At 60.1% G+C, this 21,954-nt stretch carries 15 protein-coding genes; 9 read left to right on the top strand and 6 right to left on the bottom strand.

Annotated elements, in window-relative coordinates; translation table 11 throughout:
* Positions 1–54: 54 nt before the first annotated feature.
* Together VSP_RS12440 and VSP_RS39335 are read left to right on the top strand one after the other, a co-directional pair.
* Positions 55–426 (top strand): autorepressor SdpR family transcription factor, encoded by a 372-nt coding sequence (locus VSP_RS12440; protein ID WP_009960971.1) that lies wholly within the window; start codon positions 55–57, stop codon positions 424–426.
* Entirely contained in the window at positions 335–1,012 is a 678-nt protein-coding gene (locus VSP_RS39335; protein ID WP_081452516.1) for an SdpI family protein, read from the top strand. Before VSP_RS12440 ends, VSP_RS39335 begins: the two co-directional genes overlap by 92 nt.
* 53 nt (positions 1,013–1,065) lie before the next feature.
* Here VSP_RS39335 and polA read toward each other — a convergent pair whose 3' ends face one another.
* Positions 1,066–3,981, bottom strand: coding sequence for a DNA polymerase I (gene polA, locus VSP_RS12430; protein WP_009960968.1), 2,916 nt, complete (start codon positions 3,979–3,981; stop codon positions 1,066–1,068).
* A gap of 117 nt (positions 3,982–4,098) precedes the next feature.
* Here polA and VSP_RS12425 point away from each other — a divergent pair, with 117 nt between their 5' ends.
* From VSP_RS12425 to VSP_RS12410, 4 genes are all read left to right on the top strand, one after another.
* Complete coding sequence (locus tag VSP_RS12425; RefSeq protein WP_009960966.1) at positions 4,099–4,800, top strand: CDP-alcohol phosphatidyltransferase family protein; 702 nt, start codon at positions 4,099–4,101, stop codon at positions 4,798–4,800.
* The gene (locus tag VSP_RS35150; RefSeq protein ID WP_009960965.1) at positions 4,800–5,450 is read left to right on the top strand and encodes a lysophospholipid acyltransferase family protein; all 651 of its coding nucleotides are present in this window, start codon (positions 4,800–4,802) and stop codon (positions 5,448–5,450) included. The genes VSP_RS12425 and VSP_RS35150 overlap by 1 nt, the downstream gene beginning before the upstream one ends.
* A 50-nt stretch (positions 5,451–5,500) precedes the next feature.
* Entirely contained in the window at positions 5,501–6,466 is a 966-nt protein-coding gene (locus VSP_RS12415; protein ID WP_009960964.1) for a phosphatidate cytidylyltransferase, read from the top strand.
* Positions 6,467–6,540: 74 nt separating this feature from the next.
* Positions 6,541–7,494 (top strand): hypothetical protein, encoded by a 954-nt coding sequence (locus VSP_RS12410; RefSeq protein ID WP_009960963.1) that lies wholly within the window; start codon positions 6,541–6,543, stop codon positions 7,492–7,494.
* A gap of 183 nt (positions 7,495–7,677) precedes the next feature.
* Here VSP_RS12410 and VSP_RS12405 read toward each other — a convergent pair whose 3' ends face one another.
* Positions 7,678–9,306, bottom strand: coding sequence for an NAD(P)/FAD-dependent oxidoreductase (locus VSP_RS12405; RefSeq protein ID WP_009960961.1), 1,629 nt, complete (start codon positions 9,304–9,306; stop codon positions 7,678–7,680).
* A 400-nt stretch (positions 9,307–9,706) separates the two neighbouring features.
* Here VSP_RS12405 and VSP_RS35145 point away from each other — a divergent pair, with 400 nt between their 5' ends.
* The 3 genes from VSP_RS35145 (at position 9,707) to secA (ending at position 16,122) form a co-directional block, all read left to right on the top strand.
* Positions 9,707–11,746: a VIT domain-containing protein gene (locus tag VSP_RS35145; protein WP_009960960.1), complete on the top strand. Its 2,040-nt coding sequence runs from the start codon at positions 9,707–9,709 to the stop codon at positions 11,744–11,746.
* A gap of 369 nt (positions 11,747–12,115) precedes the next feature.
* Positions 12,116–12,652, top strand: a complete 537-nt coding sequence (locus VSP_RS12395) for a hypothetical protein (protein ID WP_009960959.1) — start codon at positions 12,116–12,118, stop codon at positions 12,650–12,652.
* 272 nt (positions 12,653–12,924) lie between these two features.
* Entirely contained in the window at positions 12,925–16,122 is a 3,198-nt protein-coding gene (secA, locus tag VSP_RS12390) for a preprotein translocase subunit SecA (RefSeq protein WP_009960958.1), read from the top strand.
* A gap of 190 nt (positions 16,123–16,312) precedes the next feature.
* On the opposite strand, the gene VSP_RS12385 is transcribed toward secA, so the two are convergent.
* From VSP_RS12385 to VSP_RS12370, 4 genes are all read right to left on the bottom strand, one after another.
* Positions 16,313–17,206: a sugar phosphate isomerase/epimerase family protein gene (locus VSP_RS12385; protein ID WP_009960957.1), complete on the bottom strand. Its 894-nt coding sequence runs from the start codon at positions 17,204–17,206 to the stop codon at positions 16,313–16,315.
* A gap of 547 nt (positions 17,207–17,753) precedes the next feature.
* Positions 17,754–19,058, bottom strand: a complete 1,305-nt coding sequence (gene rsmA / locus VSP_RS43380) for a 16S rRNA (adenine(1518)-N(6)/adenine(1519)-N(6))-dimethyltransferase RsmA (RefSeq protein ID WP_044134314.1) — start codon at positions 19,056–19,058, stop codon at positions 17,754–17,756.
* A 209-nt stretch (positions 19,059–19,267) separates the two neighbouring features.
* Positions 19,268–20,506 (bottom strand): outer membrane protein assembly factor BamB family protein, encoded by a 1,239-nt coding sequence (locus VSP_RS12375; RefSeq protein ID WP_198141373.1) that lies wholly within the window; start codon positions 20,504–20,506, stop codon positions 19,268–19,270.
* 21 nt (positions 20,507–20,527) lie between these two features.
* Positions 20,528–21,640 (bottom strand): hypothetical protein, encoded by a 1,113-nt coding sequence (locus VSP_RS12370; protein ID WP_009960953.1) that lies wholly within the window; start codon positions 21,638–21,640, stop codon positions 20,528–20,530.
* Positions 21,641–21,954: the final 314 nt, after the last annotated feature.

Here is a 21,954-nt window from a genome sequence, read left to right as displayed (position 1 = left end):
CCGCCTTGACAACGTCAATCATTTCTACGATTGTCGAAATATCGAATCAATCCTGTGACGACTCTTTTTCAGGCGCTGAATGATGACACCCGGCGGGCCATTTTGGATCTGCTGCGGGGTGGAGACCTGTCTGCCGGGGCCATCGCAGAGCATTTCAAGCTGGGGCGTCCCACCGTCTCCCATCATTTGGATCTACTGAAACGGGCGGGCCTCGTGACCTCCGAAAAACAGGGGCAGTTCGTCATCTATTCCCTCGCCACCAGCGTGGTGGAAGACGCCGTCCGCTGGCTGCTCAGCCTCACGGCAGCCAAACCTGCCGAGTCACCCAAGTCTCATGAAAAAGCAACTGATCCAACATTGGCCCGAGATCGTGGTGCTCGCCGCTCCTCTGGTGTATCTCGCCGTCGTCTGGCCACAGATCCCTGACCGGGTTCCCGTTCACTTCAACATCCACTTCCGGCCAGATGGTTTCATGAACCGCCTGCCAGGCGTGCTCCTGCTGCCGATGACCTCCATTCTGGTCACTGTCGCCACCCTCATCTGGTTCAATTTCGACCCCAAGATGGCAAAATATGAACCGGATACCCGCGACCAGGTGCGCAACGTCCTGCGTAAATCGATGCTGGCTGTGTGCGTCCTTCTCGGCTCATGCACCGTGGGCATCGTTTACGCCTCATGGGGCAACCTGGGCGTCATCAAGAGCACCATCTTCTACGGCATTCCCCTGCTCTTCTTGTTTCTGGGAAACTACTTCGGCAAGCTGCGCCCCAACTACACCATCGGCATCCGTTGTCCCTGGACCTTGGAGTCTCCCGAGGTCTGGAACCGAACCCATCGCTTCGCCGGCCGTATCCTCATGGGCATCAGCGTGCTCCTCATTGCACTCAAACTCTCCGGACTGAGCGCCGTGCCCTATATCTGGACCTTGCTTACACTGCTTCTGGGATGGTCAGCGCTCGCCCTCGGGTACGCCTTCTTCACCTCACGAAAACTGCAGTCGAAGGCGTTGTGAAAGAGGGGCTGAAAACTTCAAGCCTCAGCCCCATAACTCTCAACTTAACCCCCTCAATGCGCCTCCAGCCAGGTCTTGCCAGTCCCAGCCTCCACCAGAACCGGCACCTTGAGCGGCAGCGCCTCCCTCATCCCCTGCTCAATCACCGGCTTCACCTTGTCCACCTCTTCTAACGGCACCTCAAAGAGGAGTTCATCGTGCACCTGGAGAAGCATCCGGGTCTTGAACCCACCTTCACGCAATGATCTGGCGACATTCACCATCGCCAGCTTGATCATGTCTGCCGCCGTTCCCTGAATGGGGGCATTCATGGCCACTCGCTCAGTGGCGCTGCGGACGGTCATGTTCGAGGAGTTGATGTCACGAAGGTAGCGGCGTCGCCCTGTAAGCGTCTCCACATAGCCTTGGGTACGGGCCTGGGTGACAATGTCTTCCATGTACCGTTTCACACCAGGATACTGCTTGAAGTAGTTTTCAATGATCTGAGCGGCTTCGGTACGCGAGGTATTTCCGAGCCGCTGGCTCAGGCCGAAGGCGCTGATGCCATAGATAATGCCGAAGTTCACCATCTTGGCCGTGCGGCGCATCTCTGGCAGCACCTCATCCAGCGCCACGCCATAGACCTTGGCGGCGGTGGCCTGGTGAATGTCATGCCCTTCCTGGAAGGCCTCCATCATTGCCGGATCAGCACTCAACTCCGCCATCACGCGCAGCTCGATCTGGGAGTAGTCGGCACTCATTAGCACCCAGCCTTCCTTCTCGGGAACAAATGCTTTACGGATCTCCCGTCCTTGGTCCGTCCGAATCGGGATATTTTGAAGATTGGGATCCGTCGAGGCCATGCGCCCCGTCGCGGCCATGAGCTGATGGAACGTCGTGTGCACCCGATGCGTCAGCGGATTCACTGCGGCAGGCAATGCATCCACATAGGTGCTCTTGAGCTTCGTGCATTCCCGATAAGCCAGGATGTCGTCGATGATGGGATGCCTCCCTTGCAGGGTGAGCAGGGTCTGCTCGTTGGTCTGGTACTGCCCCGTGGCCGTCTTCTTGGGCTTCTCCATCAGCTTGAGATGATCGAAGAGCACCTCCCCAAGCTGCTTGGGTGAGTTCAGGTTAAATGGCCAATCCACATAGCCCTGGATTCGCTCTCTCAGCACATTGGCCTGACTGAGCAGTTCCTGACCAAACTCCTCCAGCGTGGGCACATCCACCTTCACCCCCTCATGTTCCATATGGGCAAGCACGGGCAGCAGCGGTGCCTCGATCTCATAGAACACCTTCATCAACCCCAGACGCTCCAGCTCAGGACGCAGTTTCTGGGATAGCTGCAACGTCACATCCGCGTCTTCCGCGGCATATTCGGCAAGAGGCTCCAGGGGCACCTCCGCCATGCTCTTCTGCGGCGTCGCTCCTTTCTTCTCACCGATAAGCGTCGTGATCGACACCGGACTGTAGCCCAGATAGCGCTCACTCAGGTAGTCCATGCCATGACGCTGATCCGGCTCGACCAGCGCATGCACCAGCATGGTGTCGAAGAAGGGTCCGGCCACCTCGATGCCGTGGGCCAGGAACACCCGCAGATCGAACTTCAAGTTGTGACCGATCTTCTCCGCCTTCGAGGTGGACAGGAAGGTCTTCACTTCTTTCAGCACGGCCAGGTGCTCATCCCGCTCCTCGGGAATATGGAAATAGCAACCTTCATGAGGAGCGATGCTGAAGGCTATGCCCAGCATGCGGGCGGAGAGCGGATCCAGTCCGTCCGTCTCCGTGTCAAAACAGAAGGCGTCCACCCCGGCGAGCTTCTCCAGCCATGCCCTGCGTTCATCTGCCGTCTTTACCAGTTCATAGCGATGCGGGATGTCCCGGATGGTCTTCAACCCAGGCAGGTGAGGCGCGGCAGCGGCATCCGCCATCGCTTCCGCTGATCCTTCATCTCCTGCCGCCGCCACCGGGATCGTCTCCGCCCCCGCTCCAAACAGATCCCCCTGGAGGTCTCCGCCTTTGGACTTCTTCGCCGGAGGGGCCGGCGCAGAGACAGGCGCAACCCCGCCCCCTAGCTGACGCCCTCTCCCCGCCTTGAAATCGTCTCCAAAAAGGCGACGGCCAAGTGCATTAAACTCAAACTCGACCAGGATGGACTTAAGCGCCTCTTCATCGAATCCCAGCAACGCCAGATCATCCAGTTGAACCGTCAGCGGCGCATCCACCATGATCGTCGCCAGTTGCTTGGAGATTCTGGCCATCTCCGCGCCCGCTTTGACCTTGTCCTTGAGCTTGCCTTCAATCTCATCGACCCGATCCAGCATGGCCTCCACACTGCCGAATTGCTGGATGAGTTTGGCCGCCGTCTTCTCACCCACTCCGGCAATGCCTGGAATGTTGTCACTGGCATCTCCCATGAGGCCCAGGAGGTCAATCACTTGCCCAGGATTGCTGACGCCCCAGCGTTCACAGACTTCTTTGACCCCCAAGATCTCCGTGTCAGCCCCCTGGCGGCCTGGCTTGTAGATCAGCGTGTTCTCCGTCACGAGCTGCCCAAAATCCTTGTCAGGGGTGACCATGTAAGTTTCAAAACCGCCCCGGGCCTCGGCATGGTGCGCCAGAGTGCCGATGATGTCGTCGGCCTCCCAGCCATCCACTTCCAGCACGGGAATCCGCATGGCCTTGAGCAGGCGTTTGGCAGCGGGAATGGCCACGCTCAGATCCTCTGGCATCTCCTCCCGTTGCGCCTTGTAGGCGGGAAACATGGTGTGGCGCGGCGTGGGCGCACTGGTGTCGAAGGCGGCCCCCAAATGGGTCGGCTTCTGGTTCTGCAGAATGTCCAACAACGCATTGGCATAGCCGAACAGGGCAGAGGTGTTCACGCCATCACTGGTGAAAATCGGCTTCCGAATCAAGGCAAAATGGGCGCGGTACAGCAGGGCCATGCTGTCCAGGAGGAAAAGGCGCTGAGGCTGAGACTGGGGCATCCCGGCAGCATAGGCAGGAAGGGCGATCTGAGAAGCAGGAAGTCATGCCCTTTGGCTGCCAGTTGCCACCTTCAACAAATCGCATTGCATGGAGGGCGAATCTGCCAACAGTGCGCCATGCAAGAAGAGACCCCTGGAGGCGTGGGAGCACGGCGCTATTTGAAGTCCCGTGAGAAACCATGGGCGCAACGTCTGGCCGTCAAAGTGGACGCGTGGGGCCTCACGCCCAACGCCATCTCCGTACTCAGCGTGGTCTTTGCCCTCGTCAGCGTAGCTTGCCTGATGACTGCCAGCGAGGCCTGCTGCCCCACTGCCGCCACGTTGCTCTGGATCGGAGCCGCCGTGGGGATCCAGATGCGTCTGCTCTGCAACCTGCTGGACGGCATGGTCGCGATCGAAGGGGGCAAAAAAAGCGTGGTGGGAGGTCTCTACAATGAGGTGCCCGACCGCATTGCTGATCCCCTGATCCTCATGGCCGCAGGCTACAGCAGCGACTGGATCATCAAGCTCTGGGGCATGCCTCTGGGCTGGGTGGCCGCCGTGCTGGCTGTGATGACGGCCTACATCCGGGTGCTGGGCGGGACGCTCACGGGGAACCAATCCTTTGCCGGCCCCATGGCCAAGCAGCACCGCATGGCCGTGATCACCATTGCCTGCCTGGGCAGCATCGCAGAGCTATGGATCCGACCTGACGGCAAGGCCGACATGGTGATGACCGCAGCCCTGGCCGTCATCGTAGTGGGCTGTGTTTTCACCTGCTGGCGGAGGCTGTGTATTATTTCGCGGGATCTTTACAAGAATACTCCAACGAACCCGTGATGCCCATGTTGAGACCAGCCTCAATCTTCCTGACCAAGCTGATCACCGGTGCCAACGCCGTGTGGGCAGGCTGCGACCCCAAGTGCGAAAAACTGCGCATCTACTTCGCCAATCATGGGAGTCACCTGGATTTTGCCACCCTCTGGGCGGCCCTGCCATCCGCCGCCCGGGAGCGCACCCGCCCGGTGGCGGCCCGTGACTACTGGGGGCGGACCCGTCTCACCCGGGCGGTTGCCTGCGGCATCTTCAACTCCCTTCTCATCGCCCGGGAGGCCATTTCCCGCACGGAAAATCCGATCTCCCAAATGGCAGACGCCCTGCGAGCCGGTCAGTCCCTCATCATTTTTCCAGAAGGCACCCGCTGCCTGGACGGGAATATCACTGAGTTCAAGCCCGGTCTTTATCACTTGGCGAACAAGGTGCCGGAAGCGGAACTGATCCCGGTGTACCTGCAGAATCTCAACCGTATCCTTCCCAAGGGCCACCTCCTCCCCATTCCGCTCATCAGCACGGTGGTATTTGGAGCCCCCCTCCGTTTGGAAGAAGGGGAGAGGAAACCCGAGTTCCTCCGTCGCACTCGTGACGCGGTGCTCAACTTGATGCCCCATGCCCACGGGGGCAGCCCCAACCCCGCCTCAGGACCTGCCTAACGAATTCTCGTTCCATCCGTTTCGAATCCAGCGCCTTCCCAGCCTCTGCCGTGCCCCTCCTCAGTTCCATCAACTACAGCTCCGACGTCACCCGCAACCTCATCATTGCGGTGTTCGGAGTGCTCTTTCTGGCCAGCGCCATCAGCTTCATCCTGGGACGCAGGGTGAAGAGCGAGGGCGGCAAAGCGACGGTGGCCAACCTGAAATCCCGCGTGAACAGCTGGTGGGTCATGGTGATCGTTCTGTTCGCCGCTCTGTCCTTCAATCGAGCGGGCTCCACCATCATTTTTGCCCTCATCTCGTTTCTGGCGTTGCGGGAGTTCATCACCGCCACCCCCACGCGTAGGGGCGACCACTGGGGACTCTTTGCCGCTTTCTTTGTCATCCTTCCCTACCAGTACTGGCTGGTCGCCACCCCGTGGTACGGGATGTTCGCCATCATGATCCCCGTTTATGCGTTCATCCTGATCCCCATCGTCACGGTGCTCACGCCGGACGTGACGGAGTTCCTGGAGCGCAACGCTCGTACGCAATGGGGCCTGATGGTCTGTGTGTACTTCATCAGCCACATTCCGATGCTGGAGAATCTGGACAACCTGCCTCCTCTCAAGATGGGCAGCGCCGGACTCATCATCTTCCTGGTGGCCGTGATCCAGGGCAGCGATGTGCTCCAGTACGTGTGGGGCAAGCTTATCGGGAAGACCCCGGTGTCAGCACTGAGCCCGAAAAAGACCCTGGAAGGTCTGATTGGTGGAGTGCTCTCTGCCAGCCTGCTGGGGGCGCTGATGCATCGCCTCACTCCTTTTTCTCCACTTCAGGCCTTTGGGGTGTCGCTGCTGCTCTGCTTGGTGGCCTTCTTTGGTGGGTTGGTGATGTCTGCCATCAAGCGCGAACGCGGCATCAAAGACTGGGGCACCCTGATCGAGGGACACGGCGGCATGATGGACCGGATCGATTCCCTCTGCTTTTCCGCGCCCTTATACTACCATATCCTCCGCTATTTTTTCAACGGCTGAATATTGAAAACCTCCCAGCAAGCCGTACCTTTTCCCTCCCCAACATCCGCTCAGTGCGCTGATCTAACCCACCCATGAAAGCCCTTGGCATTCTAATCCTCCTCCTTGGCGTCGGCTTTGTCGGCTTCCAGTACGCCTATCCGCCCGTGGCGGACTACTTTGGTCTGGAAAAGCCCAAACCACAGACCGTGGAGGTCAAGCAACCTGAACTGGTGGCGGTGGAACCACCCAAGCCGATGAAGGTTGAACCCAAGCCTGAGCCGCCCAAACCGGAGCCGCCCAAGCCAGAACCCATGCCCACCCCACCCCCGATGATGGCAGGCCTGGGCGCTGAGTTGAAGAAGCCCGACGCCGATGGCTTCCTCACCCCGGACTTCCCGCCGATCGAACAGGTGGTCAAGAACTGGACAGAAATTCCGAAGTCCGCCTTCCCCCGCCCCATCAAGCTCATGAAGAACGTCGAGTTCATGGCGGAGATCAACGGCAACAAGTTTGGCTCCAAAATGACCGCCGGCGGCATCGCCACTGCGATCGGCCAAAACGGTGAAAACCTCACCGTTGCCCCCACCCCAACCTCGCCCGCCCGGGCTACGGTCTCCGTGGATGACACGGATCTCAAAGCCGTGCTGACGGATGTGTACGAGCGCTGGAAGGTGGACCGCACCGCCATGCTGAAGCGGCAGTTCCTCTTCGCCCAGAATTCCGCCAGCAACGCCAAGGCCACGGCCGCCTCCAGCCCGGCCGTCGCCACCCGCGGCGACAAGCCCGTGAAGAACGCTGAAGGCACCTATGACATCCTGCTCGCCAGCATGAAGGCAGGTCAGGTAACCGAAATCACCCCCACCAACATCAAAAAGTGGGGTGATGCCGCGCTCGAGAAGATCGACGAAAAGGAGTACTGGACCATCATCGTGGACTACACCACGAAGACGATGTTCGGCGACTTCGACACCCAGGCCCAGGCCCGCGTCTTTGGCGGCAAGGTCGAGAAATGGATCTACACAGGTTCCGGCGAAGTGGTTCCCTAAACCATCTCGACCACGATGCTCTTTGAGGCGTCTCGCGTGAAAGCGCGAGACGCCTTTTTTGTCTGCCCCCCTCAAGTTGACGCTTCGGGAGTAGTCCAACAGTCCCCGTCGGCTCAGTCCCCGTAGGGACTACACGAACCCAACCCCAACGACGAACTGAGCGGCCCAAAACGCCGACCGACTCTACCCCTGTATCCCCGCAATAATCTTCTCCGCCACGCGCATCCCATCCACCGCCGCAGAGATGATCCCACCTGCATACCCCGCGCCTTCACCCGCCGGATAAAAATGCTTCACCCCCAAGCACTCGCAGGTCTCCGAATCACGGGGAATCCTCACCGGGGAGGAACTGCGGGTCTCCACGCCCGTCATCACCGCGTCATCCAGCGTGAAACCCTTGAGCCCTTTTTCAATCATGGGCACCGCTTCCTTCAGCGTATCACACACAAAGTCCGGCAGCACTTCCCGCAGATCCGTCCAGAACACGCCTGGCTCATAGGATGGCAGGACCTTACCTGGACCCGTGCTGGCTTTTCCACGCATAAAGTCGCCGAGCAACTGAGCGGGAGCGTGGTAGCTCCGTCCTCCGACCTCGAAGGCCCGACGCTCCAGACTTCTTTGAAAGGCGATGCCTCCCAGAACATTCTCAGCGGCGAAATCCTCCGGCCGGACATCCACCATGAATCCTGAGTTGGCATTGGACTCCGCACGAGCGTAGCTGCTCATCCCATTGGTCACCACCATGTCGGGTTCAGAGTTGGCAGCTACCACCAACCCGCCCGGACACATGCAGAAGCTGTAGGCCGCGCGCCCAGTCGGGGCATGCGCCACAAATTTGTAGGCCGCGGCTCCCAGCTTGGGATCCCCTGCCGACTTCCCAAACTGGGAATGGTCCATGAGCGACTGGGGATGCTCGATACGCACCCCTACAGAGAAAGGTTTGGCTTCAAAGGGAATCCCACTCTTGTGCAGCGCCTCAAAGGTGTCGCGGGAGCTATGCCCTACGGCAAAGACAAACCGCTCAGCCTCGATCATCTCACCCGAATCGGTCTTGACCGCACGCATGACTCCGTTTTCCAGCACCACATCCGTCACGCGGGTTTCAAAGCGAACGTCGCCACCCAGGCTGATGATCTCCTCGCGAATGGTGCGCACCACCTTGATCAGGCGGTCCGTACCTACGTGTGGCCGACTCTTCACCAGGATGTCCTCCGGGGCTCCCGCCTTGGCAAGTTCCTTCAAGATCCAGGGGATGCGGTTCTCCCGGTCGCGGATCTGCGTGTAGAGCTTGCCATCTGAAAAGGTGCCTGCCCCCCCCTCCCCGAACTGCACATTGGAATTCGGATCGAACGCCCACCCACGCCGCCAGAACCCGGTCACATCCCGTGCGCGCGGTCCCGCCGCCTTGCCCCGCTCCAGCAAGATGGGCTTGTACCCCTGTCGTGCGAGAAGCAAGCCGCAGAAGAGTCCGCATGGGCCCGTGCCCACTACCACGATCTTCGGCTTGGCAGCCTTGTCATTGGCAGCAGCCTCCGCGGTCAACCGGTCCAGTTCCAGATAGCGTTCATCAGGGGCCTTCTCAATGCGACCTGGCTTGCCCACACGTCGCAAGACACGCTCTTCCTCCGGCACCTCAACTAGCAATGTGTAGCAGAACAAGACTTCATTCTTCTTCCGGGCATCCACCGCCCGCTGCTTGATCTTGATCTTTCCCAGCCGGTCAGGACGCGTCTCCAGCGCCTTGCAGACTGACTTTTTCAGGTCGTCATCAGAGTGATCGATGGGCAAGCGGAACTGGCTGATTTGAAGCATGAGATGATGCCTGCTCTAGCCCGATCCGGGCCAAAACTCCAGCTTCCTCTGCGGAGAATTCCCATAGGGACACGATTCAGGAGTCAGGAGCCATCAAGTGCTTGAGAAGCCCGAACAGGGCATCCGCTCAGGCTCACCCGTCGTCCCTGCGGGCATGGAGTAGGCCACGGTGGGGGACGAGTCTCTCGAACTCGATCTCTGCCGTGACCGAGATGGACTACACGGCCCATTCTCCCGAGTGCCCCCCCTCCGGGGCTCCCGCTATGCGGGTACGGAAAAACCTGCGATTTTCACCTGTGGGCTTCACGGGCAATTCACGTCGGTTTCACCATCGGTTCACAATCCCTTCATCCAGGGCGGGGAGAATTCAGGAACGCAACCTCGGAAGCTCCCCTGCCCTATGAAAAAGCGATTCATCCCGCTCGCGGCCGTCCTGCTGGCACTCTGTGCCACTCCCATCGCGCTGGCCATCACCCAAGCCCATCCCTATGGCGATGGGCCGCCGGACAAGACGCTCGCTCCGACATTCCAAGTCACGGGCACTAAGACCAGCCAGGCCGATGTCCTGCCCCTGAGATCCACCCAGGTCCAAACAAAAATCTCCGGCGTCATCGCTGACGTCACCGTAGAGCAGGTGTACCAGAACACGGGCGACGGGCCCATTGAGGCCAAGTACGTCTTCCCCGCCTCCACCCGGGCAGCCGTGCATGGCGTGGAGATGCGACTGGGCCAGCGCGTCATCAAGTCCACCATCCAGGAGAAGACCCAGGCCAAGGCCACCTACGAAAAGGCCAAAAGCCAGAACAAATCCGCCTCCCTCCTGGAGGAGCACCGCCCCAATGTGTTTGAGATGAGTGTGGCCAACATCCTGCCTGGGGAGGAGGTGAAGGTCTCCCTCCACTACAGTGAAAAGCTGCTTCCCTCAAACCGGGTTTACGAATTCGTCTTCCCCACGGTCGTGGGCCCTCGCTATCAGAGCGGTTCAGGAAATGGCACCGGCGAAGCCTGGATGGAGAATCCCTACGTTGCCACCGGCTCGGTCGGCGCGGCGACCTTTGCCTTGAATCTGGAACTCCAGGCAGGCATGCCCCTCCAGTCCATCACCTCCCCCAGCCATCAGGGGCTGATGCAGTTCAGCGGCAAGAGCAGCGCCTCCTTCACGCTCTCCCCTTCAGCAGATCACGCCAACCACGACTTCGTCCTGCGCTACCAACTCTCCGGGCGCGAGGTGGCCACCGGACTGCTGTTGCACCAGGCTCCCGCCGGATCCAGCCCTGAGGCGGAGAGTTTCTTTCTGCTCAACGTGCAGCCTCCTGCCAAATGGGAAGCCGGGCAGACACCTCCCCGGGACTACCTGTTCGTCCTTGATGTGAGTGGTTCGATGAATGGTTTCCCCATCGAGACCTCCAAGCGCCTGATGAGCGACCTCCTCAAAGGACTGAATCCCGGCGACACGTTTAACATCCTCCATTTTGCGTCCGACAGCGCCGTGCTTTCCCCCAAGCCCCTGGCCGCCACCCCAGAAAACATTCATCTGGCCACGAAAGATCTCTCCCGGCATCGCGGCAATGGCGGCACTGAGCTGCTCCCAGCCCTCCAGAGGGCGCTTGCCACGCCCCGGGAGGTAGGCGTGTCGCGCAGCATTGTCATTCTCACTGACGGGTATGTGACCATCGAGAAGGAAGCCTTCCGCCTCGTGAGGAAGGAACTGCAAAATGCCAACGTCTTCACCTTCGGCATCGGCACCGCCGTGAACCGCTGGCTCATTGAAGGTCTCGCGCATGCAGGACAGGGCGATCCCTTCGTGGTGCTTTCGGAAAAAGATGCGGCCGCCGCCGCGGAACGTTTCAGGGAATACATCTCCCGCCCCGTGCTCACGGATGTTCAGGTGACCTACGAGGGCTTTGACGCCTATGAAACTGAGCCTGCCAGCATCCCGGATGTCTTTGCCGACCGCCCGATCGAACTGATCGGCAAATGGCGCGGTCAGCCCCAAGGTCGCATCATCATTCGCGGCAAAACCGGCGGCTCCCCCTATGAGGCCAGCTTCAACGTCGGCCAGGAGGCAATCAAGGAACTGTCGAATCCCGCTCTGCGCCCCCTGTGGGCCAAGGACCGGGTTCGCACTCTCAACTACGAGCTCCAGATCACGCCAGACGCGAAGACCATCAAGACAGTGACCGATCTGGGCGTCCGCTACGCCTTACTGACGCCGTACACCTCCTTCGTCGGCGTCGATGAGTCTCCGAAAGAGGTCCTCGCCCTGGCTCAATCTGCCAACCCACCCGCAGGCGCAGGCCAGCCTGTGATGGTTGTGACTGCCTCTTCCAAGGGCGGCACGCCCGGAGCCGTGCCCGAACCCGGCGTGACAAGCCTGATCCTGCTGGCCGCTGCCTGTGTGCTCATGAACCGCCAGCGCCCCGGGAGAACACCCGTCTGATGCACCGCTCGGGCTTTTGGCACTCATCCCCTTCAACGGCCTGCTCTGGACAAGATGCCGGGAAAGCATGATCACAGCCGCATTGTCGCACCGACGTTTCCAGATGGTACTGGCCCGCATTCTGGAATTCTAAAAAGGCACCTTGGCGGGCCATGACCGTGATGGTGACCAAATCGTCAGGTCGATGCCGTGGCAGGCCCTTCTCCTGGCTTTTACACTGTAGCCGGACGCAATTGCTTTACCTGCGCCCAGACTGTGAGAAGTTGCGCATTCTGGACAGCCGGAGTTTTCAGCTAGGTTCTCCGCTCCCATGACCTTGGGAGCCGCGTACCCCTCGTTGCAACTTTGTTGTCCGCTAATCTTCCCGCCATGAGTTCCAGCCGACTTTCCACCTGTGCCTTCCTGTTTCTGGGAGCAGGCTTGGTGGGGCTGTCTCCGGCAGAGCCACGCCTGGCCCGTGACGCTGGGGAAGATCAGGCAGGCGTGGCGGCCATCAAGCTGCCACTGCTCTCTACCCCTGTCAGGCCCTCTTCCGGTGAGCCTGACAGACAAAAGCGTACTCCGCTGGATTCTTCCAGCCCTGCGTCACCCCTGAGGGTGACCCCGCCTGCGCTCGTCGCTATTCTGACCGGCAATCAGGAACGCCCCCGTGCCGCCGCCCAAGTGGCGCTGCCGTGGCAGAGTGCGGTTCCTGTGCTGGCCGACTCCGACCAAGTCGCCCATCCCCCGCTGCATTTCGACCCCGCAGCGACCCCTTTCGCCACCCAAATAGATCTTCAGCGGCAGGCGGAAACGGAGCTGACTTCCCGACAGGCCAAGTACCCAGACCATCAGCAACACCGGTTCACCGACAAGTGGGAATTCATGCGGGGGTGTCTCCGCGCACCCGATGGGATAGAGGCCTGAGCCTCACCAGCACCGTGGGAGCCCTGCCCCTCCCCTGTGGAAGACAATGTACTCTTCCCTGAACCTTCACCCCTCTACCGGGTGATGGCTGGCGCAGTTTTCTGACAGATCCTGCCCTTTTGCAGCTTCTGCATTGTGCCCGTCCTTAATCGAAAAATTGACTGTGCGCAGCTCCGCACCTCCTCAGGTTTGCCTGCGGAGGCCTGCTCAACACTTACCTTGCGCAAAGTCAATCCTCAGCCATCCTACCGTCCCTTTTCCCTCCCCTTGCCATGTTTGATTGGATCGTTCGAAAAATTATAGGCTCAAAGAACCAGCGCGCCGTAAAGCGCCTCTGGCCTCTGGTCCACCAGATCAACCAGATTGAAGCCAACCTTCAGAATGAACCTGAAGACGTGCTCCGCGAAAAAACTGCAGGCTGGCAGGAGCGTTTCCGCGCCTTCCATGAGCCCCAGTTCCTCGCTGGCGTCTGGCTGCGTGTGGCGGGTGAGGAGGAGGTGGACCACTGTCTTCGCCTGGTGGCCGACCGATTCAATCGCTTGAAGACCCACTTCCCCAGCTTGGACGTCAATCTCGTGAACGAAGACGCGTGGGCCAAGGAGCCCTTGGAGGCCCGCAAAGAGCGCATCACCAAGGCCCGAGAAGCCTACACGGCCATCGCCCCCAAGTTCGGCCAGATCGAAGCCAGCATCCTTGAGGAGATCCTGCCCGAAGTGTACGCAGTGGTGAAAAATGCAGCCCGCCGTCTGTGCGGTCGGGAGGTGCTCGTGTGTGACCAGCCCCTGCGGTGGGAAATGGTGCACTTCGACGTTCAGCTCATCGGCGGTGTCGCGCTGCATCGCGGCATGATCGCGGAAATGGCCACAGGTGAAGGGAAAACACTCGTGGGCACCCTGCCCGTCTTCCTCAACGCCCTGACTGGCCGTGGTGTGCACGTCATCACCGTGAACGACTACCTCGCCCGTCGTGACTCCGAGTGGATGGGCACCCTCTACAAGTTCCTGGGACTGACGGTGGGGTGCATCCAGAATGACCAGGCTCCCGATGTGCGACGCGACCAGTATGTGGCCGACATCACCTACGGGACCAACAGTGAATTTGGCTTCGACTACCTGCGCGACAACGGCATGGCCCGGAGCAAGGACCATCAGGTGCAGCGCGGCCACTACTTCGCCATCATTGACGAAGTGGACTCCGTCCTCATTGATGAAGCCCGCACGCCTCTGATCATCAGCGGTCCGGTGGCCACCAGCACACATCAGTTCGATCGCTACAAGCCGCTCGTGGAGCAGCTCGTGCGCCGTCAAAACACGCTGTGCAACCGTCTCATTCAGGAGGCCAACGAGCACTTCGAGAAAAAGGAGAACGAGCAAGCCGGCCGCAAGCTCTTCCAGGTCCGCCTGGGTCAGCCCAAGAACCGCGGGTTGCTTCGCGCCCAGGAAGACGCGGACAAGCGCCGTGCGATGGAGAAGGCCGAACTGAGCTTCTACCAGGACACTCAGAAGACCGCCCTCTTTGAGCTCAAGGAAGAACTCTACTACACCATCGATGAGAAGACGCATGATGCGGATCTCAGCGAAATGGGCCGTACGTTCCTCAACCCAGATGAACCCGATGCATTCGTGCTGCCCGACATCGCCTCTGCCTATGCAGACATCGATGCCGACGCCGCGCTGGATGACGCCCAGCGTCTGGCCAGGAAGGAAGAAATGCAGGCCAAGCTGGACACCCAGGGCCAGCGCATCCACAACATCAACCAGCTCCTGCGCGCCTACTGCCTCTACGAGAAGGACAAGGAGTACGTCGTTGAGGAAAACAAGGTCATCATCGTGGATGAGCAGACGGGCCGTAAGATGCCTGGCCGTCGCTGGAGCGATGGTCTCCACCAGGCCGTGGAAGCCAAGGAAAGTGTCCACATCGACCACGAGACCCAGACACTGGCGACCATCACCATTCAGAACTACTTCCGACTCTACCAAAAGCTGGGCGGCATGACCGGTACCGCTGAGACGGATGCCGCAGAGTTCCATGACATCTATCGTCTGGATGTGCTCAGCATCCCGACCAATCGCGTCATCAAGCGCAAGGATCACAACGACAGCATCTTCAAGACGCGTCGTGAGAAGTATCAGGCCGTCCTCAAGCTCATCGTTGAGACCCACGCCACTGGCCAGCCCCTGCTGATCGGTACCGCAAGCGTGGAATCCTCAGAGACGCTCTCCCGTCTGCTCAAGCTGCAGAAGATCCCCCACTCCGTGCTCAACGCCAAGTACCACCGCCAGGAAGCGGAGATCGTGGCCCGAGCCGGTCAGAAGGGGTCCGTCACCGTGTCCACCAACATGGCGGGTCGTGGTACGGACATCAAGCTGGGCGAAGGCGTGGCCGAGCTCGGTGGCCTCTTCGTGCTGGGTACAGAACGGCATGAAAGCCGCCGTGTGGACCGTCAGCTCCGCGGTCGTTGCGCCCGTCAGGGTGACCCGGGGAACAGCAAATTCTTCATCAGCTTCGAAGACGATCTCATGCGCAACTTCGGTGCGGCCGAGCGCATGACGAAGATCATGGAACGCTTCGGCATGGAGGAAGGTCAGGAGTTGGAACACCCCTGGCTGAACCGCTCCGTCGAAACCGCCCAGAAGCGAGTGGAGCAGCGCAATTATCTCTCCCGCAAACACGTGCTGGAGTATGACGATGTCATGAACCAGCAGCGCGAGGTGGTTTACACCTATCGCAACGAGGTTCTGGACAGCCCCGATCCCCGCCTGCTGCTTGAGGAAGTGCTGGACAAAGTCATCCCCACCCGCCTTGAGGAGTTCATCCCCAAGGATTCCAGCAGCGACACCCAGGCGAATTACCCGGCTCTGCTCAACTGGCTCAACACCTCCTTCCCCCTCGGGCTCACTGAGAAGGAAGCCGCGCTGGAGACGAAGAGCTTTGATGAAACCGTCCAGTTCGTCATCGAACGCGTCCGCCGTGCTTACGATCTCAAGACCACCGGCGTGCTGCCCCAGCTCTTGCAAGAGAGCGAGCGCATCATCCTCCTGGAGGCAATCGACGAGCAGTGGCAGAATCACCTGTACGCCATCGACGGCCTCCGTGAAGGTGTCCGCCTGCGCTCCTACGGCCAGAAGGACCCCCTCGTGGAGTACAAGTCCGAAGCGTACATCATGTTCGAAGAGCTGATGACCAACATCTACAACAAGGTGGTCTCCAACCTCTTCAGCAGCCACCAGCGTCTCCAGGCATTCATGGAGCACCTGCGCAACAGCATGCTCAACAACGCCCGCCAGATCGGGCCGGAGAATGCCCCACGCCAGTCCATGGCCCCCAGCGAGGAAAGCGCCCCCCAGGAAGAACCAGGTCCCCGCATCACCATCCCGCTCAAGCGCGACATCCCCAAAGTAGGTCGCAACGACGCCTGCCCTTGCGGCAGCGGGAAGAAGTACAAAGCCTGCTGCGGTCGCGGCGCTTGATCTGCCCTGATTCCTCGATTCACCAAAAAAGCCGGCCTTCGTGAGAGGGTCGGCTTTTTTGTATCATGCAGGAGGAGCTGATTTCACAACCTCACACTTACTGGTTTGAGCTGAATCACGCCCCCTCAAGCTCAAGTGTAAGCCCCTGCAACGCCGCAACAATCCGCAGCTCGCTGTCAGGATATGTTACTCACGACACCTTTCTCGCATCCGCCAGATACTTGTCGAACAACGCCTTCTGCTCGCCCAGCGCCTTGACCTTGTCCTCCACCTTCGTGTTGGCCTCCATCAGCACCCAGCCTTCGTAGTCCGCTTCCACCAGCAGCTTGATCAGCTTGGCAAAGGGGTACTTCTCATCGCCCAGAGGACGCACATGGGTCGTCTTGCCCAGATACTCCTTCACGAGCGCGAAGTTCTTCTCGAGACCTTCGCCCTCCAGATCGGCCGGGTTCGAGTTCCAACAGACGCGCACGTTGTCCGCGGACGCAATCTCCATGACCTTCTTGATGTCTGGCAACGCGGTCACCTGACCGTGCACCTCCAGACGGATCTCCTGGCCGAAACCAAGCGCAAAATCACCGAGTTCCGCAAGCGACTTGCCGATCTGTTCCAGAGTCTTCTCCTTCGGCACGCCTTCCTTTTCATGAAGCTGGTCCGGCTTCACTTTCACCCCGCTACCACCGATGTCGTGGCTGAGTTTGATGTACTGTTTGGCCACATCCAGGTTCGTCAAAAGCTTGCCTTTGTCCGGGGAATCAAAGGCCGCATTCGTGCCCATTCCCACGATTTCAATACCCCCGTCAGTGAACTGCTTCTTCACCTCGCTCCGCTGCTCCGGGCTCAGGGTGGGAGAAACTTTGTGAGCATGATCCACGCGCAGCTCCACGCCAGAAATGCCGAGCTGGGTAAGGTTCGCGATGATGGTGGGAATATCCCACTCGGCGCCCCACATGTAGGTCACCAGACCAAAGGAGATGTTCTCCCCCTGAGGCTTCACCTGCTGAGCAAACGCGGAAAGCCCCAAGGCCCCAGCGGCAGTGGCAACAGACTGATGGAGAAATTGGCGGCGCGTACGGATGCTCATGCCGCGAAGCTGACAGGCCGAGGGCAAACTGTCAACGTCGGGCAAAAGTCCCTGCATCTCTAGCCCACCAGCCACGAGTGATGCTTTCCGCATGGCTAACCGCCGACGCGCCCCGCCGGGAACCACATCTCGACATCATCGCCCAAATCATACCCCCAGATCCCCGGCTGACACGGCCTCACATGGTCTCATTTGTCCAGCCCCACCCAGCCAGGTCGCCCCATCGCACGCTCGCCCCATCATGCGGTCGTCCCATCATGCGGTCGTCCCATCATGCGGTCGTCCCATCATGCGGTCGTCCCATCATGCGGTCGTCCCATCATGCGGTCGTCCCATCATCCGGTCGTCCCATCATCCGGTCGTCCCATCATCCGGTCGTCCCATCATCCGGTCGCCCCATCACCCGGTCGCCCCATTGCTCCGATCCCTCACGCCAACGGCGTGATACAAAATAGCCCCAGGTCAGGCGAGCCCCAACCCGCCACCCCGGGTAGGCCACATAGGAACCCCGAACTCCAAAGAAGTTCCACAAACGCTCCGCCACGGCCTACAACTTCCGCCACCGCGCGAAACACTCAATGAACCCCGTCGCAAAATCCTGCGGTCGGGTTTCGATCCAGGCCTGAATTTCTTCCACTCGAAAAAACAATCCTGTGGCGATCTCATCTGGCGCATATTTCATGGGCCCATTGTGCTCCGCAACATGCAGCTCCACAAACTCCCAGCCTGTGGCCTCGCACGCCGGGATCGTGGCCACACACCGGGTCGGGGCGCTGATGCCGATTTCCTCCTGTAGCTCCCGTGCGGCCGAGGTGGCATAGTCTTCGCCGCTGTCCAGATGTCCCGCGGCGCTGCTGTCCCAGGTCAACGGGTGCACATCCTTCAGATGCGACCGCTTCTGAAGCCAGAGTTCGCCGTGCTTGTTAAAGACAAAGATGTGCACTGCCCGATGCTTCAGCCCCTTGGCATGCACCTCGCCACGCGGAGCCTGGCCAATCACCACGTTGTTCTCATCCACCACGTCAAAGATTTCGCTCGCCTTCTGCCCGCGATCCTCCTCATGACGCCCTTCATAGTGCCGGGTCAACGCCACCCAGTCCCAAAGCGTTAGTTCCTCGGCCCGAACGGTAAGCGGCTTGCTCAGGCTACCCATCAGGCTGTCCCACCCGCCGGGACATTCCGGCAAGAGATTCTTCAACTGCTTCCGCCGCTGGGAAAAACCCATGCGCACCAGGCGATCAAATACCGCACGGTCATGCACTGGCAGATCTCCTGGCGGCCGCGGAGTAAGCCGGACAATCGCGGAATCCACCTTGGGGCGGGGCTTGAACACCTCCGGCGGAATGATGCGCCGAATCTCGACCTCCCAGTCATGCTGCACCACCAGGCTCAGACCGCCGTAGGCGTCGTCCTCCTGATCGGCCGCGAGACGCTGGCACACCTCCTTCTGGAGCATAAACACCGCCTCAGTCACCGGGGTCGGTGGTGTCAGCACATGGCGCAGGATCTCGCCTCCCATGGAGTAGGGCAGGTTTCCAATCACCTTCACCCCGCCAAACTTGAACAGAGGGCGCAGGTCAAACCGGGTGGCATCCCCATGCCAGACCTCCACATCCTCCCGGCCTTCGAATTTCACCTTCAGGTCCGCCGCCAGGGTATTGTCCTTCTCAAGAAGGAGTGTCTTCGCTGCCCGCCCCACCAGATGCGTCGTCATCGCCCCCTGCCCCGGACCGATCTCCACCACGAGGGGCGCGCCATCGGGCTTGATCTCGTCCGCAATCCATTTCGCGATTCCCGCGTCGTGGAGGAAATTCTGGCCGAGGCTTTTCTTGGGTGCAAAGGAGGATGCCATGTCGCGGAGGACATAGCGCATGCCGGGACAGCATGCAACGAGTGGGGAGGCTACGAGGCTCTCAGTCGAGGGAAGCTGCATCCATGCGTCCCCTGAGCCGACAGGGACCGTCGGACTACCCAAAAATTGACATCAATAGAGGTTTGCACCTCCACGCCAACCGCCTGCTTTACTGACCCACCGAATCACTGCATTACTAAATCACTGATCTACCCGCCCACCTTCCAAAGCTTGCGGTCACTGCGTACGAAGATCTTCCCGCCACTGAGCGACGGCGTGCACAGGATCAGTTCCTTATCGGCCAGTTCATCTTTGAAATCCAAGGATCCCACGACCGCACCTTCTGGCGCAGTCACGTCCACGATCTGCAGCAGGCCTTTCTCTCCCACGGCGGCCAGCAGATTGCCTGCGCCCACGGGAGATCCGCTGAAGGGGCCTTTGAGACGGAGTTTCCACCCACGCTCACCAGTCTTCGCGTCGGCCACGGCCAGCACGCCGGCGCTATTGATGATAAAGACTTTGTCCCCCATCACCACCGGGCTGCCAGTGGCGGCATTCATCTGCTCAGACCGCCAGATCTGGGCGGGGTCGCCCCCCGTCTTGGCCGGCTGGATGGCAGTGATGCCTTTGGAGGCGGCGTAGATCACGCCATTGGCCGCCACGCTGGAGGACATGGTGGATGCCCCGTCCTTGTACTCCCACAGTCTGCTCCCGGTGGCGGGATCCACGCCCATGAGCCCGTCCTTGCATTGCAGCACGGCCACAGGGGGACTGGCAGGATCGGGCTGCCACACAATCGGACTGCTCCAGTTGGCCGCCTTGGGGCGCTCCAGCTTCCACAGGTTGCGCCCCGTGGTCACGTCGATGCCCAGCGTGTAACTCTCACTGTCGTTCTCGATGACGGTCACCACCGTCTCACCCACGATGATGGGAGAGGAGGACATGCCCAGGCTGTTGCTCGCATTCGCGTAGTCCACCGTAAGCCCTCGAACCCAAAGCAGGTTCCCCTCCAGATCAAATGCTGCCAGATCATTCGATGACCAAAGCGCCACCACCCGTTTGCCATCACTGCACGGTGTCGGAGCCGCCACACAGGTCTTGCCATGGCTCATCGTCCGGCCCGTAGCCCGGAGCTGACGCTCCCACACCTTGCTGCCGTCATTGGCATTGAAGGCGATAACGTGCAACCGCTCCTGCTTGGGCCCGCTGGAAGCCGTGACATAGACTTTGTCACCCACGATGATGGGGCTCGACAGCCCCCTCCCCGGCAGCTCTGCGGACCACTCCACCTTGGGGGCAGCAGGCATCTTTGCCTCTGCCAGATAGGCCGCGCTGTTGGGACCGCGGAACTGGGGCCAGTCAGACGCCCAGACAGAGGCTGGGGCCGCCATCGCCAGCAAGCCGGAAACAAAGGCGGCCTTTGAGATCGAGGAAACTTTACAAGTCATCGGGATACAGGAAATAGGGATTCAAGGATTGCTGGCAATGATGGCGGTTCCGGCCGCGTCACAGACCCGAAGCTGGAACTCCCATTCCACGGTCCATTGCTCCTTTTGCTCGTTCTGGCAGCACTTCACCAGGATGGTGTTGGCACCCTTCTTAAGCCGGCATTTCAGAGTGTACTGATCCATCTGCGCTCCGCGATGGTACTCGTCCCGTCCAAACAGCAACTCTCCGTTGAGCCACACCTTCCAGCCATTTTTGCAGCCCAGCCGTATCTCGGCATCCCGGTCCGTGGCGGAATCAAACGCGCTCACCGCGTAAGCCGTGGCGTCTTTCAGCATCGTGAGCGGTTTGTTGAAATCCAGCTTGCCGTACTCATGCTTGGTCTCAAAGGGCTGCCAGGCCACTTCCGCCCCTTTGCCCGCATACTTCGCATCGAGCTTGATCTCCTTTTCCGGCGGATACACCGCGTCAAACCCTGCGCGCTGCGCATTGTCGAACGGCCCAATCACGTTCCATTTCGTGATGAAGCCGAAGTGCTTGGGCAGATCCACCTCCACACCCAGCTTAGTCAGCGCTTCTGCGATCACTTTCACCTGATCCTCGTCACGGGCAGCATCCAGAGCCGCCTGGTAGGTGCTCTTTGCCGCCGCTTCGTCTTTGGCGTCCGCCTTTTCCTTCCCGGCCACGATCAAACGCTGCACGGCACCGCGTCGCAGTTCCTGGGCGGGATCACTGATCAGGGTCGGCTCAATCGCATTCGCCCTGGCTGGATCCACGTGCTGAATGACGTCAAACGCGATCGATCGGGCAGCTGATGCATGGCGGGTGTCCCGCAGAAAGCTCTCCAACTCCGCTACGGGCAAAGGCTTCTTGGCCTCCAGGGCCTCGTCCGCGATCACGGTCGCAGCCATGCGCAACCAGTTGTCCGCCACGACGTTGCCCTTACCAGCCGCCTCTACGATGGAAAGCAGCCCTTGCGGCCCCGCTTTCACGAGATCTCGCCAAGCCTCACTCGCATCCTCATTGCCCTGCCCCTCCCGGCCGACGGCCAGGAGGGCTTTGACGGAGGAAGGGACATCCGCCTGCGCAAGCGAGGCAGAAATGAGAAGCAGCAAGCAGGAGGAACGTAGGATCATGGCAAAGCGTGGCAAGTCTGCCAGAATCTACGCCAAAATGTCACATCTCATTTCTGGAGTTTGATCAATTGACGCATCCTCCAGCACCCATGCCGTCTAGTCCAAATTCCTTCAGGTCTCATGACCAGCAGCATTGTGCTTTCGGCCAGATGAAATGAGATACCTTGGGAGTCAGACTTCAATGTTCCAGAAACACGAAACTTGCTGTGTGTTTCAGCAGGATTCACGGCGCTCTGGCTCGCCTATGCTCGTTTCCTTGAGCGGATGCCATAGATCTCCCTTTCGTTTTCCGTCCCAGTGCTCCCTGCCTGGTT

Source organism: Verrucomicrobium spinosum DSM 4136 = JCM 18804 (genome assembly GCF_000172155.1).
GTDB lineage: Bacteria > Verrucomicrobiota > Verrucomicrobiia > Verrucomicrobiales > Verrucomicrobiaceae > Verrucomicrobium > Verrucomicrobium spinosum.
This window is presented reverse-complemented; position numbering and strand designations above follow the sequence as displayed.